Below are 18,354 nucleotides of genomic sequence, written 5' to 3'. Positions count from 1 at the left end.
GAGATCCGCGGCCATGTCCAAGATCCTTGCCTGCCTCGACGGCTCGGCCGTCAGCGCCGCCGTCTGCGACTTCGCCGCCTGGGCGGGCCTCGCCCTGGATGCCCCGCTCACCCTGCTGCATGTACTGGATCAGCGCCGCTTCCCGCGGCCGGGCCAGGCCACGCCGCCGCTGCTGGTCAACCGCGAACACCTGCTCACCGAGCTGGCCGCCCTGGACGCCCAGCGCGGCAATCTCGCCGAAGACCAGGGTCGGCTGCTGCTCGATGCCGCCCAGTTGCGGGTAGAGGAGCAGCAGGCCCGCTGCGCCGGCGCCGTGCTGCAGCACGGTGACCTGATAGGTTCGCTGGAGAGTCTGCAGGAGGATTTCGATCTCATCGTGCTGGGCCGCCAGGGCGAGGACAGCCCGCCCAAGCGGCTGATCGGTCGCCATTTGGAGAGCGCCATCCGCCTCCTGCATCGCCCGCTGTTGGTGGCCGGCCACCTGTTCGTCAAACCCGACGGCGTGCTGCTGGCCTATGACGACAGCAGCAGCGCCCGCAAGGCGGTGACCTGGGTGGCCAACTGCCGACTGTTCGACGGCCTGGCCTGCCACCTGGTGACGGTTGGCCGCGACCGCGAAGAACGCCGCGTCGCCCTCGCCCGCGCCGCCGACGAACTCAGAGCCCGGGGCCGCACGGTCACCACCGCCATCACCGACGGCGACGTGGAGCTGGGCCTGGAGCGTTATCGCAAGCAGCACGGTCTCGAGCTGGTGGTGATGGGCGCCTTCGGCCACTCCCGCCTGCGCCACTTCTTCATGGGCAGCAACACCCGCAACATGCTGGAAGCCGCCGGCAGTGCGCTGATCGTGGTGCGCTAGCTCAGGCTCGCGCGCACCCTAGAAATCCACCCGTCCGCGACTGGCCTTGAGGCCGCTGCGACGCGACTTGCCCTCCAGTCGGCGCTGCTTGGAGCCGTAGGTGGGCTTGGTGGGTCGCCGTGGCTTTTCCTGGACGTTGGCGGCGGCGATCAGCGCGGCCAGGCGCTCCAGGGCATCGGCGCGATTCTGCTCCTGGGTGCGGTATTGCTGCGCCTTGATCACCACCACGCCGTCGCGGCTGATGCGCTGGTCGCGCAAGGCCAGCAGGCGCGCCTTGAGCGCTTCCGGCAGCGACGAGGCCTGGATGTCGAATCTCAGGTGAACGGCGCTGGAGACCTTGTTGACGTTCTGGCCACCCGCGCCCTGGGCGCGCACCGCGGTGAGCTGGATTTCCTGCTCCGGCAGCGTCAGACGCTCGTCGATGACCAGGGTCACGCCGGCTGCGCGCCGCGGCTGAGCCAGGCGTCCAGCAGCGGCTCCAGTTCGTCCAGCGGCTGGTAGCCGTTGGTGATCAGCGCCAGCTGGCCGTCCCGCTCGGCCAGCAGCGTGGGGAAACCGGCGATGCCCAGATTGAGTGCCCAGTCGAAGTCGGCCTGGGTGGCCTGGTGCGCCGCCTCACCGTCGAACAGCGGGGCGAATTCGATGCGCGGCAGGCCACAGGCCTCGGCCAGTTCCACCAGCAGCGCCGGCTGGGTGACGTCGCGCGCTTCGACATAGAAGGCCTGCTGGATGCGCTTGGCCAGCGGCCAGACGGCCTCTTCGTCGAGCTGGCGGGCGGCGACCAGGGCGCGGCAGGCCGGCTCGGTGTCGTACACCAGGCCCTCCGGCGGGCCCTGGTCGAGGGCGAAGGGCTGGCCGGTGGTCTCCTGTACCGCCTGCCAGTAGGCCAGGGTGCGCACCCGGCTGGCGGTGTCCTGGGCCACCCGCTCGCGGCGCAGGCCGCCGACCACCAGCTGCAGGGGGATGTTCTGGGCAGCCGCCCGCTCGGCCAGGCGCTCGACCACCGGGGCGAAGCCCCAGCACCAGGAGCACATGGGGTCCATCACATAGAGCAGGCGACCGGTCATCCTAGACCTCCTCGAGGCTGGGCGTGGCGTTGAGCCGCGGATCGCGGCCGATGGGGTGGGGTTCGTTGCGCAGACGCGCCAGTTCGATCTGCTTCTGCCGCTCGCGAGCGCCGGCGCGGGTCTTTTCCGACAGCGAATCCCAGCAGTGCGGGCAGCTGATGCCGGGGCTGTAGTGCGGCGACTGCATGTCTTCCGGCGAGACCGGCGTGCGGCAGGCATGGCACTGGTCGTAGACCCCTTCGGCGAGGTCATGGGTCACGGTCACCCGGTTGTCGAAGACGAAGCACTCGCCCTCCCAGCGCGACTCGGCCGCGGGCACCTCTTCGAGGTACTTGAGGATGCCGCCCTTGAGGTGGAAGACCTCGGGAAAGCCCTCCTGCAGCATGAAGCTCGACGCCTTCTCGCAGCGGATGCCGCCGGTGCAGAACATGGCGACCTTCCGGTGCCGGGCCGGATCGAAGTGCTCGCGGATATAGGCCGGGAAATCGCGGAAGCTCTTGGTCTTGGGATCGATGGCGCCCTTGAAACTGCCGATGCCCACCTCGTAGTCGTTGCGGGTGTCGATCACCAGCACCTCGGGATCGTCGACCAGGGCATTCCAGTTCCGGGGTTCGACATAGGTCCCCACGCGCTGGTTGGGATCGACGCCGGGCACGCCTAGGGTGACGATCTCCTTCTTCAGCTTGACCTTGGTGCGATAGAAGGGCTGCTCGGCGCAGTAGGATTCCTTGTGGTCGATGTCGACCAGGCGCGGATCGGCGCGCAGCCAGGCGAGCACGGCATCGATGCCTTCGCGGCTGCCGGAGACGGTGCCATTGATGCCTTCCTCGGCCAGCAGCAGGGTGCCCTTGACGTCGCTCGCCAGGAGGGTCTGCAACAGGGGTTCACGCAATTGGACGTAGTCGTCCAGGGTGACGAACTTGTACAAGGCCGCCACGACAATCTTGTCGGTCATCTTCGGGTTCCCAGGGGTCGCCCTCGCAAAGGGCGGACCGGTTAGAACCTGTTCATGACCTGCTGCGCGTCGGCCAAACTGCGTTGAAAAGGTCTTTGGAATCCTCATTTACCACTCGTAAACTCCGCTTCCTCAGCCCTTTTCGCCTTGTTTGTCTCTAGCTCGCGAGGTCATGAAACAGGTTCTTTGACGAAAACGCCGGCAAGGATGCCGGCGCCGATCAAATTTTAACCAATACAGGCTGTCGCTGAACAGGGCTGGCGGGATTCAACCCGCCAGGTCGTGCTTGCTGCCGCCGCGGCAGGTGGGCGAATCCGGTGCCTGCCCCTGGGCCGCCCACTCTTCCGGGGTGTAGGTGTGCAGCGCCAGGGCATGGAACTGGCCCATGAGTTCGCCCAGGGTGCCGTAGACCTTCTGGTGGCGCTTCACCGCGTTGAGACCGGCGAAGTGCGGGCTGACCACCACCGCCTTGTAGTGGGTCTCCTGGCCGCGACTGTGCATGTGGCTTTCGTCCAGCACCTCCAGGTGCTCGGGTTGCAACAGGCCCAGGCTGGACTGGATACGTTCGCGCATGCTCATGGGGATACCTCGACTGTAAGAACCCGCATTCTAACGGGCTGGCGGCCCGCCCGGAATCGCTCCGGTCGGCCCTCAGACGACAAAGCCCGGAACAGGTCCGGGCTTCGTGGCAACGGCGGGAATCAGCGCTTGGCGGGCGGCGGCGCGTTCTCGGCACCGGCCGGCGGCTTCACGCCCAGCTCCTTGTCCATCTCGGCGAGGATGCCGTTGACCTTGGGTACCGCCTGCTCCAGCTTGGCCTGGGTCAGCTGGGCGGACTGCGCCGACAGGCGCGGCAGGGTGGCGATCATCTTCTTGCCCAGATCGGACTGGTAGAACTTGATCAGGCCTTCCAGCTCGTCTTCGGTGAAGTTGTCGGTGTACAGCTTGACCATCTCGGGCTTGATCTTTTCCCAGCCGATGGTGCTGTCCAGCGCCTGGTTGGCGCGGGCGGTGTAGCTTTCCAGCACGGCCTTCTTGGCCGGCGCCTTGGCCTGCTCGAAGTGCTGGGCGAAGAGTTGCTGGACCTGGGCATAGACCGGCGTGGTCAGCTTGTCGGCGTTGGCCAGCTTGAGAAAGCGCTCCGCGTCGGCCGCGTGGCTCTTGGCATCGGCCAGGGCGAAGCTGCTGGCGCTGGCGAGCACAACGACGGCGCCAAGCGTACGGAGGGTCTTCTTCATGGGCATCCTTCAGGAGGCTGAAAATGGACCGCGAGTGTGCCACAGAGCGGCTGAACCTGGCCTGAACTTGACGAGGATCCGCAGCCATTTGAGAACTCTTCCCATTTGGGAACCCTGGCGCTAACCTGCTGCCCAAGCTAGCTGGACCCTACCTCATCAACGGAGACCGCCATGAGCCGCACCGAAACCGATAGCATCGGCCCCATCGAAGTAGCCGACGACGTCTACTGGGGTGCCCAGACCCAGAGGTCGCTGGAAAACTTCGCCATCGGCAACCAGCAGATGCCACTGGCGGTGGTGCATGCCCTGGCGACGGTGAAGAAGGCGGCCGCGCGGGTCAATCTGCGCCTCGGCGAGTTGCCGGAAGACGTCGCCACCCTGATCGAGAAGGCCAGCAGCGAGATCCTCGACGGTTTCCATGACGACCAGTTTCCCCTGGTGGTCTGGCAGACCGGCAGCGGCACCCAGAGCAACATGAACGTCAACGAGGTCATCGCCGGGCGCAGCAACGAGCTGGCCGGCAACGGCATGGGCGGCAAGAAGCCGGTCCATCCCAATGACCACGTCAATCGCGGTCAGAGCTCCAACGACTGCTTCCCCACCGCCATGCACATCGCCACCGCCCTGGCGGTGCAGAACGACCTGCTGCCGGCCATCGCCGAGCTGTCCGGCGGCCTGGCGCTGCAATCGGCACGCTACCAGAACCTGGTCAAGACCGGCCGCACCCACATGATGGACGCCACCCCGGTGACCTTCGGCCAGGAGCTGTCGGCCTTCGTCGCCCAGCTGGATCTGGCCGAACGGGCCATCCGCAACGCCCTGCCGGCGGTCCTGGAACTGGCCCAGGGCGGCACCGCCGTGGGCACTGGCCTCAACGCGCCCAAGGGCTTCGACGAGGCCATCGCCAAGGAAATCGCCGAACTCACCGGTCTGCCCTTCGTCACCGCACCGAACAAGTTCGCCGCCCTCGCCGGCCATGAGCCGCTGGTGGCCCTGCACGGCGGCCTCAAGACCCTGGCCGTGGCCCTGATGAAGATCGCCAACGACCTGCGCCTGCTGGGTTCCGGTCCGCGCGCCGGTTTCGCCGAGGTCAAACTGCCGGCCAACGAACCGGGCAGCTCCATCATGCCGGGCAAGGTCAATCCCACCCAGTGCGAGGCCCTGTCGATGCTGGCCTGCCAGGTGATCGGCAACGACGTCACCGTGGGTTTCGCCGCGAGCCAAGGCCATCTGCAGCTCAACGTCTACAAGCCGGTGATCGCCCACAACGTGCTGGAATCCATTCGCCTGCTGGCCGATGGCTGCCGCAACTTCAACACCCATTGCGTCACCGGCATGGAGCCGGACGAGCACAAGATGGCCGAGCACCTGGAGCAGGGGCTGATGCTGGTGACCGCGCTCAATCCGCACATCGGCTACGACAAGGCCGCCGAGATCGCCAAGAAGGCCTATGCCGAGAACAAGACCCTGCGCGCCGCCGCGCTGGAGCTCGGCTACCTGACCGATGCGCAGTTCGACGAGTGGGTACGTCCGGAAACCATGCTGGAAGCCGGTGGCCGTGGCTGAGGCGCGCGGCGCCACGCCGCTGGAAGGGGATGGCCGGCGCCTGCTGGTCATCCAGGGCAATCCCAAGCGCACCAGCTTCTGCCAGTCGCTGGCCGATGCTTATGTCCAGGGCGCCCAGGCCAGTGGCCAGGTGGTGCGCCAGCTCAAGCTGGCCGACGCCCAGTTCGATCCGGTGCTGCGCGAGGGCTATGACCTCTCGCAGACGCTGGAGCCGGATCTGCTGGAAGCCCAGCGGCAGATCCACTGGGCCGAGCACCTGGTGTTCATCTACCCGGTGTGGTGGAACGGCCTGCCGGCGGTGCTGGCGGGTTTTCTCGAGCGTGTGCTGCAACCGGGCTTCGCCTTTGCCCAGCGCGACCAGACCTGGGGCGGCGAGCCGCTGCTGACCGGCCGCAGCGCCGAGCTGCTGGTCACCTCCGACACCCCGCCCTCCCCCTGGCAGCGCCTGCGCAACCAGGCGCCCCATCGCCAGGGCATCCAGGAAGGCCTCGAAGCCTGCGGCATCCAGGTGCTGCAGGTGCACGAGTATTCGCCGGTGCGGGCGGCGGACGAGGAGCAGCGGCTGCGCTGGCTGCAGGAAGTGGAGCGGTTGGGGCGGAACGAGTAGTTGGGTTTTTTGATCGCGGCCATGGCGGTCCGCCGACGCGGCCGCTCCTACACGAGACGGATATTTCCGTAGGAGCGGTCGCATCGGCGAACCGCCACGATCGCGATTCCGCCACTGCATACCAAGGCGTAAGGCATAACCAAAGCGCCTTTTATTCTTTCTCCTGCGGATCAACCGTCGGCACTATCGATGCTCCCCTTCCCCCGCGGAGCACCGCCATGACCCGCTATCTCATCCTTCCCGGTTGGCAAGGCTCCGGTCCCGAGCATTGGCAGACCCACTGGCAACACCGCCTGCCGGATGCCCGTCGGGTCGAACAGGACGACTGGCAGCGTCCCGATCCGCAGCGCTGGGTCGCCGCCCTCGACGCGGCCATTGCCCAGGCCAATGCGCCGGTGGTGCTGATCGCCCATAGCCTGGGGTGCGTGACCGTCGCCCGCTGGGCGGCCAGCGCCCCGGTGGCCCGCCGGCAGCGGGTGCTGGCGGCCTTGCTGGTGGCGCCGGCCGATGTCGAACGTCCGGGTTGCCCCGTGGAGCTGGTAGGTTTCGCCCCCTTGCCACGCCAGCCGTTACCCTTCCCCTCGCGGGTGGTGACCTCGGACAACGACCATGCCATCAGCCTGCCGCGGGCCGAAGCCCTGGCCCAGGCCTGGGGCAGCGAACTGGATATCCTGCCCGGTGCCGGCCATATCAACACCCGCTCCGGGCATCGGCAGTGGGAGGAAGGCTTGCTCCACCTGGCGAAGCTGGGGTCGAGCCAGGGCCTGCGCGTTGCCTGATCCCTGCTCTTCCAGATTCAGAAGCGCCCCATCACCTGGCTCTGCCCGGGCCTGAGCCAGCCGATGCTCTGCAGCACCGACGCCATGTCGCTGCCGGGCTGCGCCGTGCCCTGCACCTGCCCGCGCCAGTTGGCCAGGCTCAGGCGCAGTTCCAGGCGATGCTGGCCGGTGCGCTCGAAGACCCCCTGCAGCCAGGGCGCCGTCTGGCAATCCACCTGCAACCGGGACTCGCCCAGGGCGAGACGCCGGGGCGCCAGGAGCTGCAGGCCATCGCCCTGCCATCCGCCACCGGCCGCCTGGCAACGTCGCCAGCTGCCTGCCAGGCGTACCTCGCCCACCAGCCGACCGGCGAGCAGCGCGCTGCCCGGCGCCTGCAGCCAGCGCAGGTCACCTCCGGCGAGATCGGCCTGCCACCGCCAGGGCCAGCCGCTGAGGACCATGCCCCAGGGCGCAGCCTCGGGCTCGCCGATCCTGACCTGCAACCGGCCCGGCCAGCGCAGCTGCCATTGCCAGGGGCCGGCACCGCCGCCCGGCCAGTCGAGGCGCTGCATGCCGCCGCCCAGCAGGGAACCCTGCAACCCCACCGGGGTGACCTGGGGCGGTAGCAGCCGCGGCAGCCAGTCCGCCGCTGGCCAATAGAGCAGGCAGCCCAGGGCGAAGATCAGCAGGGCGAACAGGGTAACGACCAGGCGCGCGAGCCAGCGGATCATGGCGTCCGCCCCACCAGCACCGCCAGGACGTCCAGTTCGAAGGCCACGCCCCCTGACTGGCTGCGAATCCTGAGGGTCTGCGGCAACCAGCCGCGTGCCCGCGCCCAGGCCTGCAGCCGTTCCACCGCAGCGATATCCGCCGCTTCGCCACGCAGGTGCCAGACCGGCTCGGCCAGGGTCAGGGTGCTGAAGGTCACCCCGCCTTCCGCAGCGCGCCAGTCCGCCTCCTGCAGCGGCTGGGCGACCGGCAGTGCCCGGGCCTCTGCGGCGAGGCGGACCCAGTCCGTCGAGGCCGGTCGGCTACCAGGTGTGGAGCGCAGCCAGAGGATGGCGGCCAGCAGCAGAATGACCAGGCCGCCGAGGGCAAGTCGCTGTCGTTCGGCAGGCAACCGCTGCCAGCGCTGCAAGAGGGTGCTCATGGTCGTTTCTCCGTCGGGACTGCCAGGCGCAGGGTCAGACGTCCGGCCTGCCGTTGCCACTGCAGGGTAGCGAATTCCTCGCCGAGTCGGCTGCGCAAGGTGTTGTCCAGACTGGCGGGGCCTTCCAGCACCAGCTGAATGCCCTGCTCATCGAGCGACCACTCCACCAGACGCAGCCCTGGTGCGCTGGTCAGGGCGGCGCCAAGGGGCGCCCTGAGGCGCTGCCAGAGGCGCCACTGGCCCTCCAGCTGCCGCCGGGTGCGGCTGGCCAACTGGAGTTCGCGTTCGGCGCGGCCGGCCTCGAGACGGTCGCTGGCCAGACCCAGCCGTTGGGCGACATAGGCCCGGTCGAGCTGGGCCAGTCGCCACTGCTGGACCTGTTGCAGGCCCAGGTGCAGGATCGCCAGCACCGCGGCCGCGGCCATGCCCAGCACCAGCGGACGCGGCAGGCCCAGCGCGGGTCGGCTGCGACGCTGGCCCTGGCGCGGCCAGAGATCCAGGGGCGCGAGTCCGGCGGCGGGCCGGGGCCAGAGCGGATCGCCGGAGGCCTCGGGCCCGGCTTCGAGCAGCGCCGCCAGGGCGGGCGACAGACTGGCTTCGAGGGCGTGCGGCCAGGTCAGCCAGACCTCGTGGCCCTCGACGCGGGTCTTGAATCTCAGGCCTTCGCCCAGGCGCAGGCCGATCCCGCTCTCGGCGGTGGGCTCGGGCAGCAGCTGGAAGTCGACCCAGCAGGCCGCCACCGTCCAGCCGCAGGCGGCGCAGTGCTCACGCCAGGCCTCCAGCAGCGCCCGATCCAGCGCCAGCAGGCGCAGCCGACCCGGGGTGCGCCCCAGGCAGACCAGGTGCTGGTCACTGGCGTCCGCCAGCAGCTGGTCCTCCAGCAGCAGGCCCCATTCGTGCGGACGCAGCCCCTTGGGCGCGGCGACATCGAACAGGCTGCAGTCTTCGCCATGCAGCAGCAGGGTCACCGGCTGGGCGGACGCGGGCAGCGCTGCCGCGGCTTGCAGCTGGCCGTCCTGAAGGCGCGCGGCCACCAGCGGATTGTCCGGACCCGGCGGACCGGGTCGCCGCGTACGCAGGAGCAGCCGCGTGGAGCTGTGGGCGGGGCTGAGGTCGCGGCGCAGTAGGGGCAGCAGGCGCCCGAGCGGGAGGGAGGCGAGCATGGGGTCAACCTGTCTGAGGCAGGGCGAAGGTACAGACATAGCCGGCACCCTGCAGGGTAAAGGTCAGCCGTACCCCGTTGGCGGGTTCGGCCGGGGGCGGATAGGCGAGCCAACGACCGCCGCCGTGGAATTCCAGTTGCAGGCGCTCGATGCCGGGCTGATCGAACACCGGTTGCCAGACCGGGGCCTCCACCGCATCCAGCTCGGCACTGCGCCAGAGTCGCAGCCGTTCCTGGGCGGCATCCCATTCCAGGCGCTGGCGGCGCAGGCGACCGGCGCCCTGCCCCGCGCTCAGCGGCAGGCTGTCCAGGGCGACCCAGTCCAGGCGGTGCTCGGCGGGGCGCCAGTCCAGCAGGGCGTTGTGCAGCGGCAACCGGTGCTCCTGCAGCGGGCGCAGGACCAGACCACCCAGGCGCCGCTCCAGCAGGCCGCAGAGGTCCAGCACCCGGGCGTTGGTCGATTCCCGCGCGGCCAGGCGACCGCGGGCGTCGAGCCAGAGATTGACCAGACTGCCGAGCAAGACGGCGAGCAGCGCCGTGAGGGCGATGGCCAGCAGCACCTCGATCAGGGTCATGCCCGCCTGGTTTCTCATGGCTGGACTCCGGCCTGGATCGGCCAGTCGCCCAGGCTTCGACTGAGCGCGGCATCGGCATAGAGCGTCAGCCGCCCGCCGAGGGGGCCGCTTGCGCCCTCCAGGCGCCAGTAGCAGCGTTCGCCACCCTGGTTCAACTCGCCCTGGCCGGTGGCCAGGCCCTCCACCTGCGCCCGGGCAGTGAGTTCACGTGCGCACAGCTGGGCCAGCTCGCGGGACTGGGCGACCCCGGCGATGTCCAGTCGCTGGCCGATCACCTGGCTGACGCCCACCGCCATGAAGGCGACGATGGCCAGGGCCACCAGCACCTCCAGCAGGGTGAAACCGGTCTGCTTCATGGCTGCTCCACCGAGGCGCGGCCGCGCCCGTCGACCACCAGCAGCCACTGCCGCTCGTCTTCGGCAAAGGCCAGGCGCTGGCCCTGGGTATCGCCATTCGGCCACCAGATCAGCCGCGGCTGGGCACTCACCGGCTCGGCCAGTTGCAGACCACTCGGCCAGCGCCCGTCCGGCAGATCGGCACTGGCCAGGGGTTGCCAGCGTGGCCCGCGGGTGTCGGCCACCAGTTGCAGATAGCGAAAGCCGGTGGCGTCGGCCTGCCAGCCGAGGATGCGGCCGCTGCGGCGGGCGGTGTCCCGCGCCAGCTGGAAGTCGCCCGCCAGACTTTCCAGGCGCCACTGCCCGGCCGGACTGCCGCCGCTCAGGCGCGCCACGCCTACCGCGGTGAGCAGGCCGACGATCAGCAGCACGACCATCAGCTCCAGCAGGGTGAAACCGCCCTGGCGCCTTGGCATGGTGACTCAGAGGGTCCAGTTGCCGATATCGGCGTCGCTGCCCTCGCCGCCTTCGCGGCCGTCGGCGCCGAGGCTGTAGAGATCCACCCGGCCATGTTCGCCAGGGATGCGATAGCGATAGGCGGCGCCCCAGGGGTCTTCCGGCAGGCGGCGGATATAGCCGTCGGCGCGGTAGTTGCGCGGCTCGGGGGCCTGGGTTGGCTTGCTCACCAGGGCGGCCAGGCCCTGCTCGGCGGTGGGATAGCGCAGGTTGTCCAGGCGGTACATGTCCAGCGCCTGCTCCAGGCTGGCGAGATCGGCGCGGGCCTTCTGCTGCATGGCCTTGTCCTGGTTGTCCAGCACATTGGGCGCGACGATGGCCACCAGCAGGCCGATGATGAAGATCACCACCATGATCTCGATGAGGGTGAAGCCGGCCTGGCGGGCGGGTACGGCATAAGAGCGCATCGCGAAAGTCTCCTTGGGGTGCATCAGAGGTTGAGCGCCTGGTTGAGCTGCATGATGGGCAGCAGGATGGCGAGGACGATGGCCAGCACCACGCCGCCGAGGATGAGGATCAGCACCGGTTCGAACAGCGCCAGGGCCAGGTCCACCTGCTGGTTGAAATCCCGCTCCTGAGCATCCGCAACCCGCTCCAGCATGGCGTCGAGGGTGCCGCTGGCCTCGCCGCTGGCGACCATGTTCACCAGCAGCGGCGGAAACACCGCGGTGCGATCCAGCGCCCGGCCGAGGCCGGTACCGGCGGTGACCTGCTCGATGGCGGCGTCCAGGGCGTCACCCAGGACCTGGTTGCTCAGGGTGGCACGACTGACCTGCAGGCCTTCGAGCACCGGGATGCCGCTGCCGACCAGGATCGCCAGGCTGCGGGTCAGGCGGGCGCTGTCGAGGGTGCGCAGCAACTCGCCCAGGCGCGGCAGGCGCAACAGCTGGCGATGCCAGCGTCGCCGCCACAGGACCTGGCGCAGCAGGCGCTGCAGACCGACACCGGCCAGCACCAGCAGACCCAGCAACCAGGGCCCAGAGACCAGCAGGCCATCGCTGACGGCCACCAGGGCGCGGGTGATCCAGGGCAATTGCAGGCCACTGTGGATGAATTGCTCGGTGAGCTTGGGCACCACGAAGGTCATCAGGCCGGCCACCACGGCGATGGAGACCAGGGCCAGCGCCAGGGGATAGATGAGCGCGGTACGCGCCTTGTGGCGCTGGCGCTGCACCCGTTCGAGATAGTCGGCCAGGCGTTCCAGCACCGGGCCCAGGCGCCCGGCCCGCTCGCCGGCGGCCACCAGGGTCAGGTACAGCGGATCGAAGGTGCCGGGATGGCGACCCAGGCTGTCGGCCAGGGTGTAGCCCTCGCGCACCTGGCCCAGCAGATCCAGCAGCAAGGCCTTGAGCGCCGCCTGGCGACTCTGGCGCTCGAGCATCTGCAGGGCCTCGGCCAGGGGAATGGCGGCGCCCACCAGGGTCGCCAGCTGGCGGGTGAAATCGGTGCGGCTGTTGGCGTCCAGCCGTGCGCCGCGACCGCGCGCGCCGCGCACCGGACCGCTCGCCTGCACCTCGCGGGGAAAGAGGCCGCGCTCGCGCAGCAGCTGGCGGGCGTGGCGCTCGCTTTCGGCCTGGATGACATCGCGCTGGCGACGCCCGTCGCCGTCCAGCGCCAGGTAACGATAGGCCGGCATCAGCGCAGCGCTCCGTCGAGGGCGTTACTGGTGCACCGCACGCAGCACCTCCGCCAGGCTGGTCTCGCCCGCCGCCAGGCGCGCCAGGGCGCCCTCGGCCAGGGTGGCGCGGCGGCCTTCCAGCAGTCGCGCCATCTCGCCTTCACCGGCGCCGCGATAGATGAGTTCGGCCAGTTCGGCGTCCAGGGCGACGAATTCATAGAGCCCCAGGCGACCGCGATAGCCACTGCCGTTGCACGCCGCGCAGCCCTGGGGTTCGCGCAGCCGTTCGAGGCCGGCCAACCCCGGCAGGAGCGCCTGCTCGGCCGGACGCAGCGGACGCCAGGCGGCGCAGCCACAGAGCCGCCGCACCAGCCGCTGGGCCAGCACCCCCTTGAGGCTGGAGGCCAGCAGGAAGGGCTCCACGCCCATGTCGCGCAGCCGGGTAATGGCGCCCAGGGCGCTGTTGGTATGCAGGGTGGAGAGCACCAGGTGACCGGTGAGACTGGCCTGCACGGCGATGCCGGCGGTCTCCACGTCGCGGATCTCGCCGATCATGATGACGTCCGGGTCCTGGCGCAGGATGGCCCTCAGGCCGCTGGCGAAGGTCAGGCCGGCACGGGGGTTGACCGGGGTCTGGCCGATGCCGGGCAAGGCATATTCCACCGGGTCTTCCACGGTGAGGATGCTGCGGCTGCCCTCGTTGAGCAGGCCCAGGCTGGCATAGAGGGTGGTGGTCTTGCCCGAGCCGGTCGGCCCGGTGACCAGCAGGATGCCGTTGGGCTGGGCCAGGGCACCACGCAGGCCAGTGTCTATGGCCGGCGGCAGGCCGAGGCGCGCCAGCTCCAGCAGGCTGGCCTGCTTGTCGAGGATGCGCATCACCACCCGCTCGCCGTGGACGCCGGGCAGGGTCGAGACGCGGATGTCGACGTCCCGGCCGCTGGCCCTCAGGGTGATGCGGCCGTCCTGGGGCTGGCGCTTCTCGGCGATGTCCAGCCGCGCCATGACCTTGATCCGCGATACCAGCATGGCCGACAGGGCCCGCGGCGGGCGCAGCAATTCGCGCAGCACCCCATCCACCCGCACCCGCACCACCAGTGCCTGCTCGAAGGTCTCCACGTGCAGGTCGGAGGCGTCCAGGCGCAGGGCCTCGGCGAACAGGGCGTTGATCAGGCGGATCACCGGTGCCTCGCCGGCGCTGTCGAGCAGGTCCTCGACCCGCGGCAACTCCTCCATCAGCCCGGCCAGGTCGACGGTCTCGCCCAGGCCTTCCACCAGGGCTTCGGTCGTGGCCTGGCCGGCTTCGTAGAGCGGCCCCAGGCGCTGCTCGAAGACCTCGCGGGGCAGCCAGTCACAGCCCAGGGGGGGACCATGGCGACGCTGTACTTCCTGCAGAAGGGCCAGGTCGGCATCCGTACGGCACAGCAGCCGATAGCCGTCGGGCGCGGCGGCCAGGGCGATACCGGCCTGGCGCGCCAGGCGATAAGGCAGCGTCGCTGTCATCAGAGGCCGTCCAGGCGCGCCCGCGCCGAGGGATAGAGACTCTGCAGGGTGGGCGCGCCGCGACTGCCCGGCGGGGTGGCCGGCAGGGCCGCGGCCGGAGCGGCGGCGCGCATGCCGCGATACTTGTCTTCGCTGATCTGCTGCACCAGCGCCGGATCACGCAGGATGCGCGGACGGATGAACACCACCAGATTCTGCTTGGTGCTGGAGCGGGTACGCGACTTGAACAGATTGCCCAGCACCGGCACGTCGCCCAGCAGCGGCACCCGCTGGTCGCTGTCGTTGCCTTCGTTGCTGATCAGGCCGCCGAGGACGATGAGGCCGTTGTCCTCGACCATCACCGTGGTCTTGATCTCGCGCTTGTTGGTAACCACGTCGCTGGCGCGCACGTTGTCGGCCAGCGACGAGACCTCCTGGACGATCTCCATGCGCACCGTGTCGCCTTCGTTGATCTGCGGCTTGAGGCGCAGCTTGACCCCCACCTCGCGGCGCTCGATGGTCTGGTAGGGGTTGGCGTTGTTGCTGGTGACCGAACCGGTGACGAAGGGCACCTCCTGGCCGACCATGATCGAGGCCTCGGCGTTGTCCAGAGTCAGCAGCGTCGGCGTCGACAGCAGGTTGAAACCACTCTCGCTGCGCATGGCCTGCAGCAGGGTAACGAAATTCAAGCCGCTGCCGCCGATGCGCCCGACCCCGGCGGAGATGCCCTGCATGCCCGACAGCAGACTGCCCAGGGCGGTAGTGTCCTGGTTGGCCGCGGCGGCGGCGATGCCGTTGATGGGCGTGCCGTTGGTGAAGTTGACGCTGCCCGCCGGCAGGTTGCCGTTGCGGTCGAGAAACAGCCACTGGACACCCAGCTGGTTGGCCTTGGTGTCGGTGATCTCGGCGATGATGGCCTCCACCACCACCTGGGCGCGGCGGATATCCAGCTGGCTGATGATGCGCTTGTAGCCGGCGAGCTCCCGTGGCGGACCGATCAGCACGATGGAGTTGGTCCCCAGGTCCGCTTCCAGACGAATACCGGGCGCCCCCGGCGCCAGCGTCCCGCCGCCCTTAGGCAGCGGGGCTTCCCCTTCCGCTCCACCTTCCGCAGGGGTGGTATTACCAGGGGCGGGCGCCGCGGGAATCTCCACCCGTGCTTCCTGGGTGACCTCCCCGCTCAGGCCGCGCAGCACCTTGACCACCTCGCCGGCCTTGGCGTGGTGCAGATAGACCACCTCGGTGTCGCTGGCGGCATCGCGGGAGACGTCCAGTTCGGCCACCAGCCGGCGCACCTGGCGGCGCACGACCTCGTCGCCGCGCACCATGAGGGCATTGCTGCGGGCGTCCGCCAGCACCTGGACACCACCACCGGCCTGGCCGCGACTGGCCAGCAGCCGCTCCACCAGCGGCGCGGTGTCGCGCGCCTGGGCATGGCGCAGGGTGATCATCTCCACCGGCTCGTCGCGACCGCGATCCAGCCGCGTCAGCAACTGGCCGATGCGACTGAGGTTGCTGCGCCAGTCGGTCACCACCAGCAGGTTGCTGGCCGGATAGGGCGTGGCCACCCCGACCCGAGCGTCCATCAGCGGACGGACGATGCCCAGCAGCTGTTCGAGATTGCCACCGCGCACGGCGAACACCCGGGTCGCCACGGTATCGCCGGCCCCAGCCTTGGCCGGGGCGCCGTCATCCAGCTCCACCGGCAGCGGTTCGGTGCGCGCCGCCTGATCGGGCAGGATCTTCACGCTGCCGTCGTCCAGCTCCACCGCGGCGTAGCCGTTGGCGCGCAACTGGGCCAGGGCCAGGGCATAGACATCGTCGGCGGCCAGGGGCTGGGCGCTGCGCACCGTCAGGGTGCCGCGCACCCGGGGGTCGATGACGAAGTTGGTGCCAGTGATGCGCCCGACGCTTTCGATGAACAGATCGATCTCGGTGTTCTCGAAGTTGACCTCAAAGCGTTGTTCGGCCTGGGCGCCGAGCAGCCAGAAGGCGAGGAGCAGGCCGCAATAGCTGCGTTTCTTCACAGGGACAGTCTCACGGGTAGGGCCAGGGCGCGGCCCTGACGTTCCAGTTCCAGGGTCAGGGCGCCGGTGGCGCGCCAGTGCGGCAGGCGTTGCAGGAGCGCCCGGGTATCGGCCACGGGGACGGCGTCCACCCGGCGCAGGACGTCGCCGGGCTCCAGGCCCAGGCCACTGAAGAAGGCCGGTTCGGCGCCGGGTTGCAGGCGGTAGCCGGTCAGCTCGCCATGCTCGCGCACCGGGGTGGCGCGAATGCGCCTGAGCAGAGTGGCCAGGTCACCCTCCTCCGCGCTCGGCAGGGGCGCGGCCTTGACCGGCGCCGGCTTGGCCGTACCGCTGGCGGCGAGCCCGACGAGTTCGCGCGGCGCCGGCCAGGGCAACCGCTCTTCGCGATCGCCGCGGGTAAAGACCAGGCCCTGGGCGTCGATGGCGGTCAGCACCAGACCGGGCGCCAGGCTGTCGCCCAGCACCAGGGACAGCTGGCGATCGCCGTGGCGCAGCACCACCACCGAGCCGTCGATGGGCACCGCCTTGATCGCCCCGACCCACTGGATCGGCAGGCTGCTGGGTGCGGCCTGGCTGGCGGCGCGCCAATGGCCGTCAAGCAGATCGGCCGCCGGTGCCGCCTCGACCTGGGCGCTGGGCGCGGGCGTCGGCAGCCACAGCAGGCGCAGGTCGCAGACCACCCGGGCCGCCAGCCAGGCGGCGATGCCCAGCCACAGCAGGGTCAGCAGCCGCAGCGCCAGGGGATGGATGAGCAGGCGCGCCATCAGGCCAGCGACTCCAGACGGCGGCGCAAGGCAGCCAGCGGATGCCAGCCCGGATGACCCTCGACGAACTCCAGGCGTGGCGGCGCCAGGGGTACCAGGCCCCAGTCGGCGGGCCGGGCGCGCAGATAGGCTTCGAGGCGCTGCCACAGCGCCTCGCCGGTGCCGAGTTCACGCCCCAGGGCAAAGGTGCGACAGGTAAAGGAAGCGCCCAGGGGTGCCTGCAGCGGTCCGATGCGCTGGCCGCGCGGCGCGCCGTAGCGGCAGGTCCACTGAACGCCCAGCAGCCGCGGCAGATCCTGGCTGTTGTCCAGCAGCAGGGGTTCGCCGAAGCGGTTGTCGGCGGCCTCTTCCAGAAGCGTGCGCAGGCCGTCCGCCGAGGTGGGCAGATCCAGCACCGTGGCCTCGTGGCCGCCACAGAGGGCGATCAGGTGCTCGCGGGTGATCCAGTCGCCCCGCCGCAGGGGCAGGTCATATCTCAGCCCGGGCAGCAGCACCGGCTGCGCATCGCCACCGCCCAGGGCCGCGGCGATCAGGGCGTCCCAGCTGCCGCCGAGCAGGTCGCGGCGCCAGAGGTCCACCGGCGCCCGTGCCAGGCGCTGGTCGAGCCAGCCGGCATGGGGCGCCCGGGCCTGCGCCAGTTGCCGCTGATAATGTTCCAGCAGGGCTCGATCGGGGACGCGCTCGGCCTGCACCGGATGGAAGACGGCGTCCAGGCGCCAGCCGTCGCGACCGCCCCGGCAGCGGATCTCGAAGATACCGACGCCGCGGCAACCCGGCAGGCACACCGGCAGCGGACGCCCGCTGCCGCGCATCACCGGGATCAGTTCCGGCCAGAGATCCTGGCCGCGGGCGCAGAGCAGCAGGTCCGCTTCCTCCAGCCGCTCGGCCAGCCAAAGGCCCGGCCCGCTGCCGACATCGGCCAGCACCACCAGCAGATCGGCCTTGCCCCGGGCTTCGGCCAGCACCGGACGCAGCCGGGCATACCAGTTGGCCAGCGGCGCCTGCTGGTCGCTGGCATAGGGATCGGTCACGCCGACCAGGGCGATGCGCACCCCGTCGCGCTCGATCAGGGTGAAGGGGGCGACGCCCAGGGTGGTGCGCTGTTCTTCGGTAAGGGTGGCGCCCAGCACCGGGCGACCATAACGGCGATAGAGGGCGGCGCTGCGCTCGGGCCAGAGCAGGCGTTCGTCGCTGCTGACGCGGACCTCGCTGCCCAGCAACTGGCTGCCCTCGACCCCGGCCTCGCCGCGGGTCAGCTGGGTCAGGCCGCTGCCGTTCCAGCACTGGCCGTTTTCCAGGGTCAGGCTACGGATCGCGCCCTGGCGGGTGCGCAACTGGGTCAGCTGGCAGGCCAGGGCGGCATAGCCACCATAGCGCTGGCCGTCGCCACGCCCGGCATCCAGCAGCGGTGCCAGCGCGGGAGCGAGACGAGCCGCGTCGGCGCCGGTACGCCAGGGCGCGGCGCCGATCCGCCCGGCCGGCCCGAGCCGCACCCGCGGCACCACCGGCCAGCCGGGTTCGCGGGCATCCAGGGTGTCGGCGACATAGAGCAGCTGCAGATCGGTGTCCGCCGGACTGGCGGAAAAACCCCGGGCACAGCCACCCAGCAGGGGTGCCGTGGCGCCCGCCGCGAGCCAACCCAAGACCTGGCGTCGTGCCCAGTTGCCCATCCGATGTC

General features: G+C 69.9%; 21 protein-coding genes. 4 read left to right on the top strand and 17 right to left on the bottom strand.

Annotation, left to right across the window (positions count from 1 at the left end; genetic code table 11):
- Window positions 1-13 precede the first annotated feature (13 nt).
- Window positions 14-859, top strand: a complete 846-nt coding sequence (locus PSEK12I1_RS0110155) for a universal stress protein (RefSeq protein ID WP_027598385.1) — start codon at window positions 14-16, stop codon at window positions 857-859.
- An 18-nt stretch (window positions 860-877) separates the two neighbouring features.
- Here the strand turns inward: PSEK12I1_RS0110155 and arfB are convergent, their stop codons facing one another.
- The 5 genes from arfB to PSEK12I1_RS0110130 all read right to left on the bottom strand — a co-directional run bounded on the left by arfB (window position 878) and on the right by PSEK12I1_RS0110130 (window position 4,119).
- Window positions 878-1,288: an alternative ribosome rescue aminoacyl-tRNA hydrolase ArfB gene (gene arfB, locus PSEK12I1_RS0110150; RefSeq protein ID WP_037007065.1), complete on the bottom strand. Its 411-nt coding sequence runs from the start codon at window positions 1,286-1,288 to the stop codon at window positions 878-880.
- Window positions 1,289-1,290: 2 nt separating this feature from the next.
- Window positions 1,291-1,926, bottom strand: coding sequence for a DsbA family protein (locus PSEK12I1_RS0110145; protein ID WP_027601444.1), 636 nt, complete (start codon window positions 1,924-1,926; stop codon window positions 1,291-1,293).
- Between the two features lies 1 nt (window position 1,927).
- A complete protein-coding gene (locus tag PSEK12I1_RS0110140; RefSeq protein ID WP_027601443.1) occupies window positions 1,928-2,881 on the bottom strand; it encodes a rhodanese-related sulfurtransferase in 954 nt (317 codons plus the stop codon).
- A gap of 267 nt (window positions 2,882-3,148) precedes the next feature.
- The gene (locus PSEK12I1_RS0110135; RefSeq protein ID WP_007162358.1) at window positions 3,149-3,460 is read right to left on the bottom strand and encodes a BolA family transcriptional regulator; all 312 of its coding nucleotides are present in this window, start codon (window positions 3,458-3,460) and stop codon (window positions 3,149-3,151) included.
- A 122-nt stretch (window positions 3,461-3,582) separates the two neighbouring features.
- Window positions 3,583-4,119 (bottom strand): DUF2059 domain-containing protein, encoded by a 537-nt coding sequence (locus tag PSEK12I1_RS0110130; protein WP_037006907.1) that lies wholly within the window; start codon window positions 4,117-4,119, stop codon window positions 3,583-3,585.
- Window positions 4,120-4,290: 171 nt separating this feature from the next.
- On the opposite strand from PSEK12I1_RS0110130, the gene PSEK12I1_RS0110125 reads away from it, so the two are divergent.
- From PSEK12I1_RS0110125 to PSEK12I1_RS0110115, 3 genes are all read left to right on the top strand, one after another.
- Window positions 4,291-5,685 (top strand): class II fumarate hydratase, encoded by a 1,395-nt coding sequence (locus PSEK12I1_RS0110125; protein WP_007162356.1) that lies wholly within the window; start codon window positions 4,291-4,293, stop codon window positions 5,683-5,685.
- Window positions 5,672-6,292, top strand: coding sequence for an NAD(P)H-dependent oxidoreductase (locus PSEK12I1_RS0110120; protein WP_007162355.1), 621 nt, complete (start codon window positions 5,672-5,674; stop codon window positions 6,290-6,292). The genes PSEK12I1_RS0110125 and PSEK12I1_RS0110120 overlap by 14 nt, the downstream gene beginning before the upstream one ends.
- A 218-nt stretch (window positions 6,293-6,510) precedes the next feature.
- Complete coding sequence (locus PSEK12I1_RS0110115; protein ID WP_027601442.1) at window positions 6,511-7,071, top strand: alpha/beta hydrolase; 561 nt, start codon at window positions 6,511-6,513, stop codon at window positions 7,069-7,071.
- A gap of 17 nt (window positions 7,072-7,088) precedes the next feature.
- Here PSEK12I1_RS0110115 and PSEK12I1_RS0110110 read toward each other — a convergent pair whose 3' ends face one another.
- Genes PSEK12I1_RS0110110 through PSEK12I1_RS0110055 form a run of 12 tightly spaced genes read right to left on the bottom strand, consistent with a single transcriptional unit; the run spans window position 7,089 to window position 18,346 of the window.
- The gene (locus tag PSEK12I1_RS0110110; protein WP_027601441.1) at window positions 7,089-7,781 is read right to left on the bottom strand and encodes a hypothetical protein; all 693 of its coding nucleotides are present in this window, start codon (window positions 7,779-7,781) and stop codon (window positions 7,089-7,091) included.
- Window positions 7,778-8,200: a hypothetical protein gene (locus PSEK12I1_RS0110105; protein ID WP_027601440.1), complete on the bottom strand. Its 423-nt coding sequence runs from the start codon at window positions 8,198-8,200 to the stop codon at window positions 7,778-7,780. The genes PSEK12I1_RS0110110 and PSEK12I1_RS0110105 overlap by 4 nt, the downstream gene beginning before the upstream one ends.
- Window positions 8,197-9,363: a type II secretion system protein GspL gene (gene gspL / locus PSEK12I1_RS0110100; protein WP_027601439.1), complete on the bottom strand. Its 1,167-nt coding sequence runs from the start codon at window positions 9,361-9,363 to the stop codon at window positions 8,197-8,199. The genes PSEK12I1_RS0110105 and gspL overlap by 4 nt, the downstream gene beginning before the upstream one ends.
- Window positions 9,364-9,367: 4 nt before the next feature.
- On the bottom strand, window positions 9,368-9,955 hold the full coding sequence (locus PSEK12I1_RS0110095) for a prepilin-type N-terminal cleavage/methylation domain-containing protein (protein ID WP_027601438.1): 588 nt from the start codon (window positions 9,953-9,955) through the stop codon (window positions 9,368-9,370).
- Window positions 9,952-10,293 carry a prepilin-type N-terminal cleavage/methylation domain-containing protein gene (locus PSEK12I1_RS0110090; protein ID WP_007162349.1) on the bottom strand — a complete coding sequence of 114 codons (342 nt, stop codon included), beginning with the start codon at window positions 10,291-10,293 and terminating at the stop codon, window positions 9,952-9,954. The genes PSEK12I1_RS0110095 and PSEK12I1_RS0110090 overlap by 4 nt, the downstream gene beginning before the upstream one ends.
- A complete protein-coding gene (locus tag PSEK12I1_RS0110085) occupies window positions 10,290-10,748 on the bottom strand; it encodes a GspH/FimT family pseudopilin (RefSeq protein WP_027601437.1) in 459 nt (152 codons plus the stop codon). The genes PSEK12I1_RS0110090 and PSEK12I1_RS0110085 overlap by 4 nt, the downstream gene beginning before the upstream one ends.
- 6 nt (window positions 10,749-10,754) lie before the next feature.
- Complete coding sequence (gene gspG, locus PSEK12I1_RS0110080; protein WP_027601436.1) at window positions 10,755-11,195, bottom strand: type II secretion system major pseudopilin GspG; 441 nt, start codon at window positions 11,193-11,195, stop codon at window positions 10,755-10,757.
- 23 nt (window positions 11,196-11,218) lie between these two features.
- Window positions 11,219-12,424 (bottom strand): type II secretion system inner membrane protein GspF, encoded by a 1,206-nt coding sequence (gene gspF / locus PSEK12I1_RS0110075; RefSeq protein WP_027601435.1) that lies wholly within the window; start codon window positions 12,422-12,424, stop codon window positions 11,219-11,221.
- A 24-nt stretch (window positions 12,425-12,448) separates the two neighbouring features.
- Window positions 12,449-13,906, bottom strand: coding sequence for a GspE/PulE family protein (locus PSEK12I1_RS0110070; protein ID WP_027601434.1), 1,458 nt, complete (start codon window positions 13,904-13,906; stop codon window positions 12,449-12,451).
- Entirely contained in the window at window positions 13,906-15,912 is a 2,007-nt protein-coding gene (gene gspD / locus PSEK12I1_RS0110065; protein ID WP_027601433.1) for a type II secretion system secretin GspD, read from the bottom strand. Before gspD ends, PSEK12I1_RS0110070 begins: the two co-directional genes overlap by 1 nt.
- Window positions 15,909-16,676, bottom strand: a complete 768-nt coding sequence (locus tag PSEK12I1_RS24770; RefSeq protein ID WP_051399095.1) for a hypothetical protein — start codon at window positions 16,674-16,676, stop codon at window positions 15,909-15,911. The genes gspD and PSEK12I1_RS24770 overlap by 4 nt, the downstream gene beginning before the upstream one ends.
- A complete protein-coding gene (locus tag PSEK12I1_RS0110055; protein WP_027601432.1) occupies window positions 16,676-18,346 on the bottom strand; it encodes a hypothetical protein in 1,671 nt (556 codons plus the stop codon). The genes PSEK12I1_RS24770 and PSEK12I1_RS0110055 overlap by 1 nt, the downstream gene beginning before the upstream one ends.
- Window positions 18,347-18,354 lie beyond the last annotated feature (8 nt).

It is taken from the genome of Pseudomonas sp. MOIL14HWK12:I1 (assembly GCF_000510705.1).
Lineage (GTDB): Bacteria > Pseudomonadota > Gammaproteobacteria > Pseudomonadales > Pseudomonadaceae > Chryseomonas > Chryseomonas oryzihabitans.
This window is presented reverse-complemented; position numbering and strand designations above follow the sequence as displayed.

Bases quoted from the DNA above. Each gene is read 5' to 3' on its own strand.
- gspF (WP_027601435.1), bottom strand. From the start codon at position 12,424: ATGCCGGCCTATCGTTACCTGGCGCTGGACGGCGACGGGCGTCGCCAG.
- gspG (WP_027601436.1), bottom strand. From the start codon at position 11,195: ATGCGCTCTTATGCCGTACCCGCCCGCCAGGCCGGCTTCACCCTCATC.
- PSEK12I1_RS0110125 (WP_007162356.1), top strand. From the start codon at position 4,291: ATGAGCCGCACCGAAACCGATAGCATCGGCCCCATCGAAGTAGCCGAC.
- PSEK12I1_RS0110115 (WP_027601442.1), top strand. From the start codon at position 6,511: ATGACCCGCTATCTCATCCTTCCCGGTTGGCAAGGCTCCGGTCCCGAG.
- PSEK12I1_RS0110130 (WP_037006907.1), bottom strand. From the start codon at position 4,119: ATGAAGAAGACCCTCCGTACGCTTGGCGCCGTCGTTGTGCTCGCCAGC.
- PSEK12I1_RS0110105 (WP_027601440.1), bottom strand. From the start codon at position 8,200: ATGAGCACCCTCTTGCAGCGCTGGCAGCGGTTGCCTGCCGAACGACAG.
- gspL (WP_027601439.1), bottom strand. From the start codon at position 9,363: ATGCTCGCCTCCCTCCCGCTCGGGCGCCTGCTGCCCCTACTGCGCCGC.
- PSEK12I1_RS0110140 (WP_027601443.1), bottom strand. From the start codon at position 2,881: ATGACCGACAAGATTGTCGTGGCGGCCTTGTACAAGTTCGTCACCCTG.
- PSEK12I1_RS24770 (WP_051399095.1), bottom strand. From the start codon at position 16,676: ATGGCGCGCCTGCTCATCCATCCCCTGGCGCTGCGGCTGCTGACCCTG.
- PSEK12I1_RS0110055 (WP_027601432.1), bottom strand. From the start codon at position 18,346: ATGGGCAACTGGGCACGACGCCAGGTCTTGGGTTGGCTCGCGGCGGGC.
- PSEK12I1_RS0110110 (WP_027601441.1), bottom strand. From the start codon at position 7,781: ATGATCCGCTGGCTCGCGCGCCTGGTCGTTACCCTGTTCGCCCTGCTG.
- PSEK12I1_RS0110085 (WP_027601437.1), bottom strand. From the start codon at position 10,748: ATGCCAAGGCGCCAGGGCGGTTTCACCCTGCTGGAGCTGATGGTCGTG.
- PSEK12I1_RS0110095 (WP_027601438.1), bottom strand. From the start codon at position 9,955: ATGAGAAACCAGGCGGGCATGACCCTGATCGAGGTGCTGCTGGCCATC.
- PSEK12I1_RS0110155 (WP_027598385.1), top strand. From the start codon at position 14: ATGTCCAAGATCCTTGCCTGCCTCGACGGCTCGGCCGTCAGCGCCGCC.
- PSEK12I1_RS0110135 (WP_007162358.1), bottom strand. From the start codon at position 3,460: ATGAGCATGCGCGAACGTATCCAGTCCAGCCTGGGCCTGTTGCAACCC.
- PSEK12I1_RS0110070 (WP_027601434.1), bottom strand. From the start codon at position 13,906: ATGACAGCGACGCTGCCTTATCGCCTGGCGCGCCAGGCCGGTATCGCC.
- PSEK12I1_RS0110145 (WP_027601444.1), bottom strand. From the start codon at position 1,926: ATGACCGGTCGCCTGCTCTATGTGATGGACCCCATGTGCTCCTGGTGC.
- PSEK12I1_RS0110090 (WP_007162349.1), bottom strand. From the start codon at position 10,293: ATGAAGCAGACCGGTTTCACCCTGCTGGAGGTGCTGGTGGCCCTGGCC.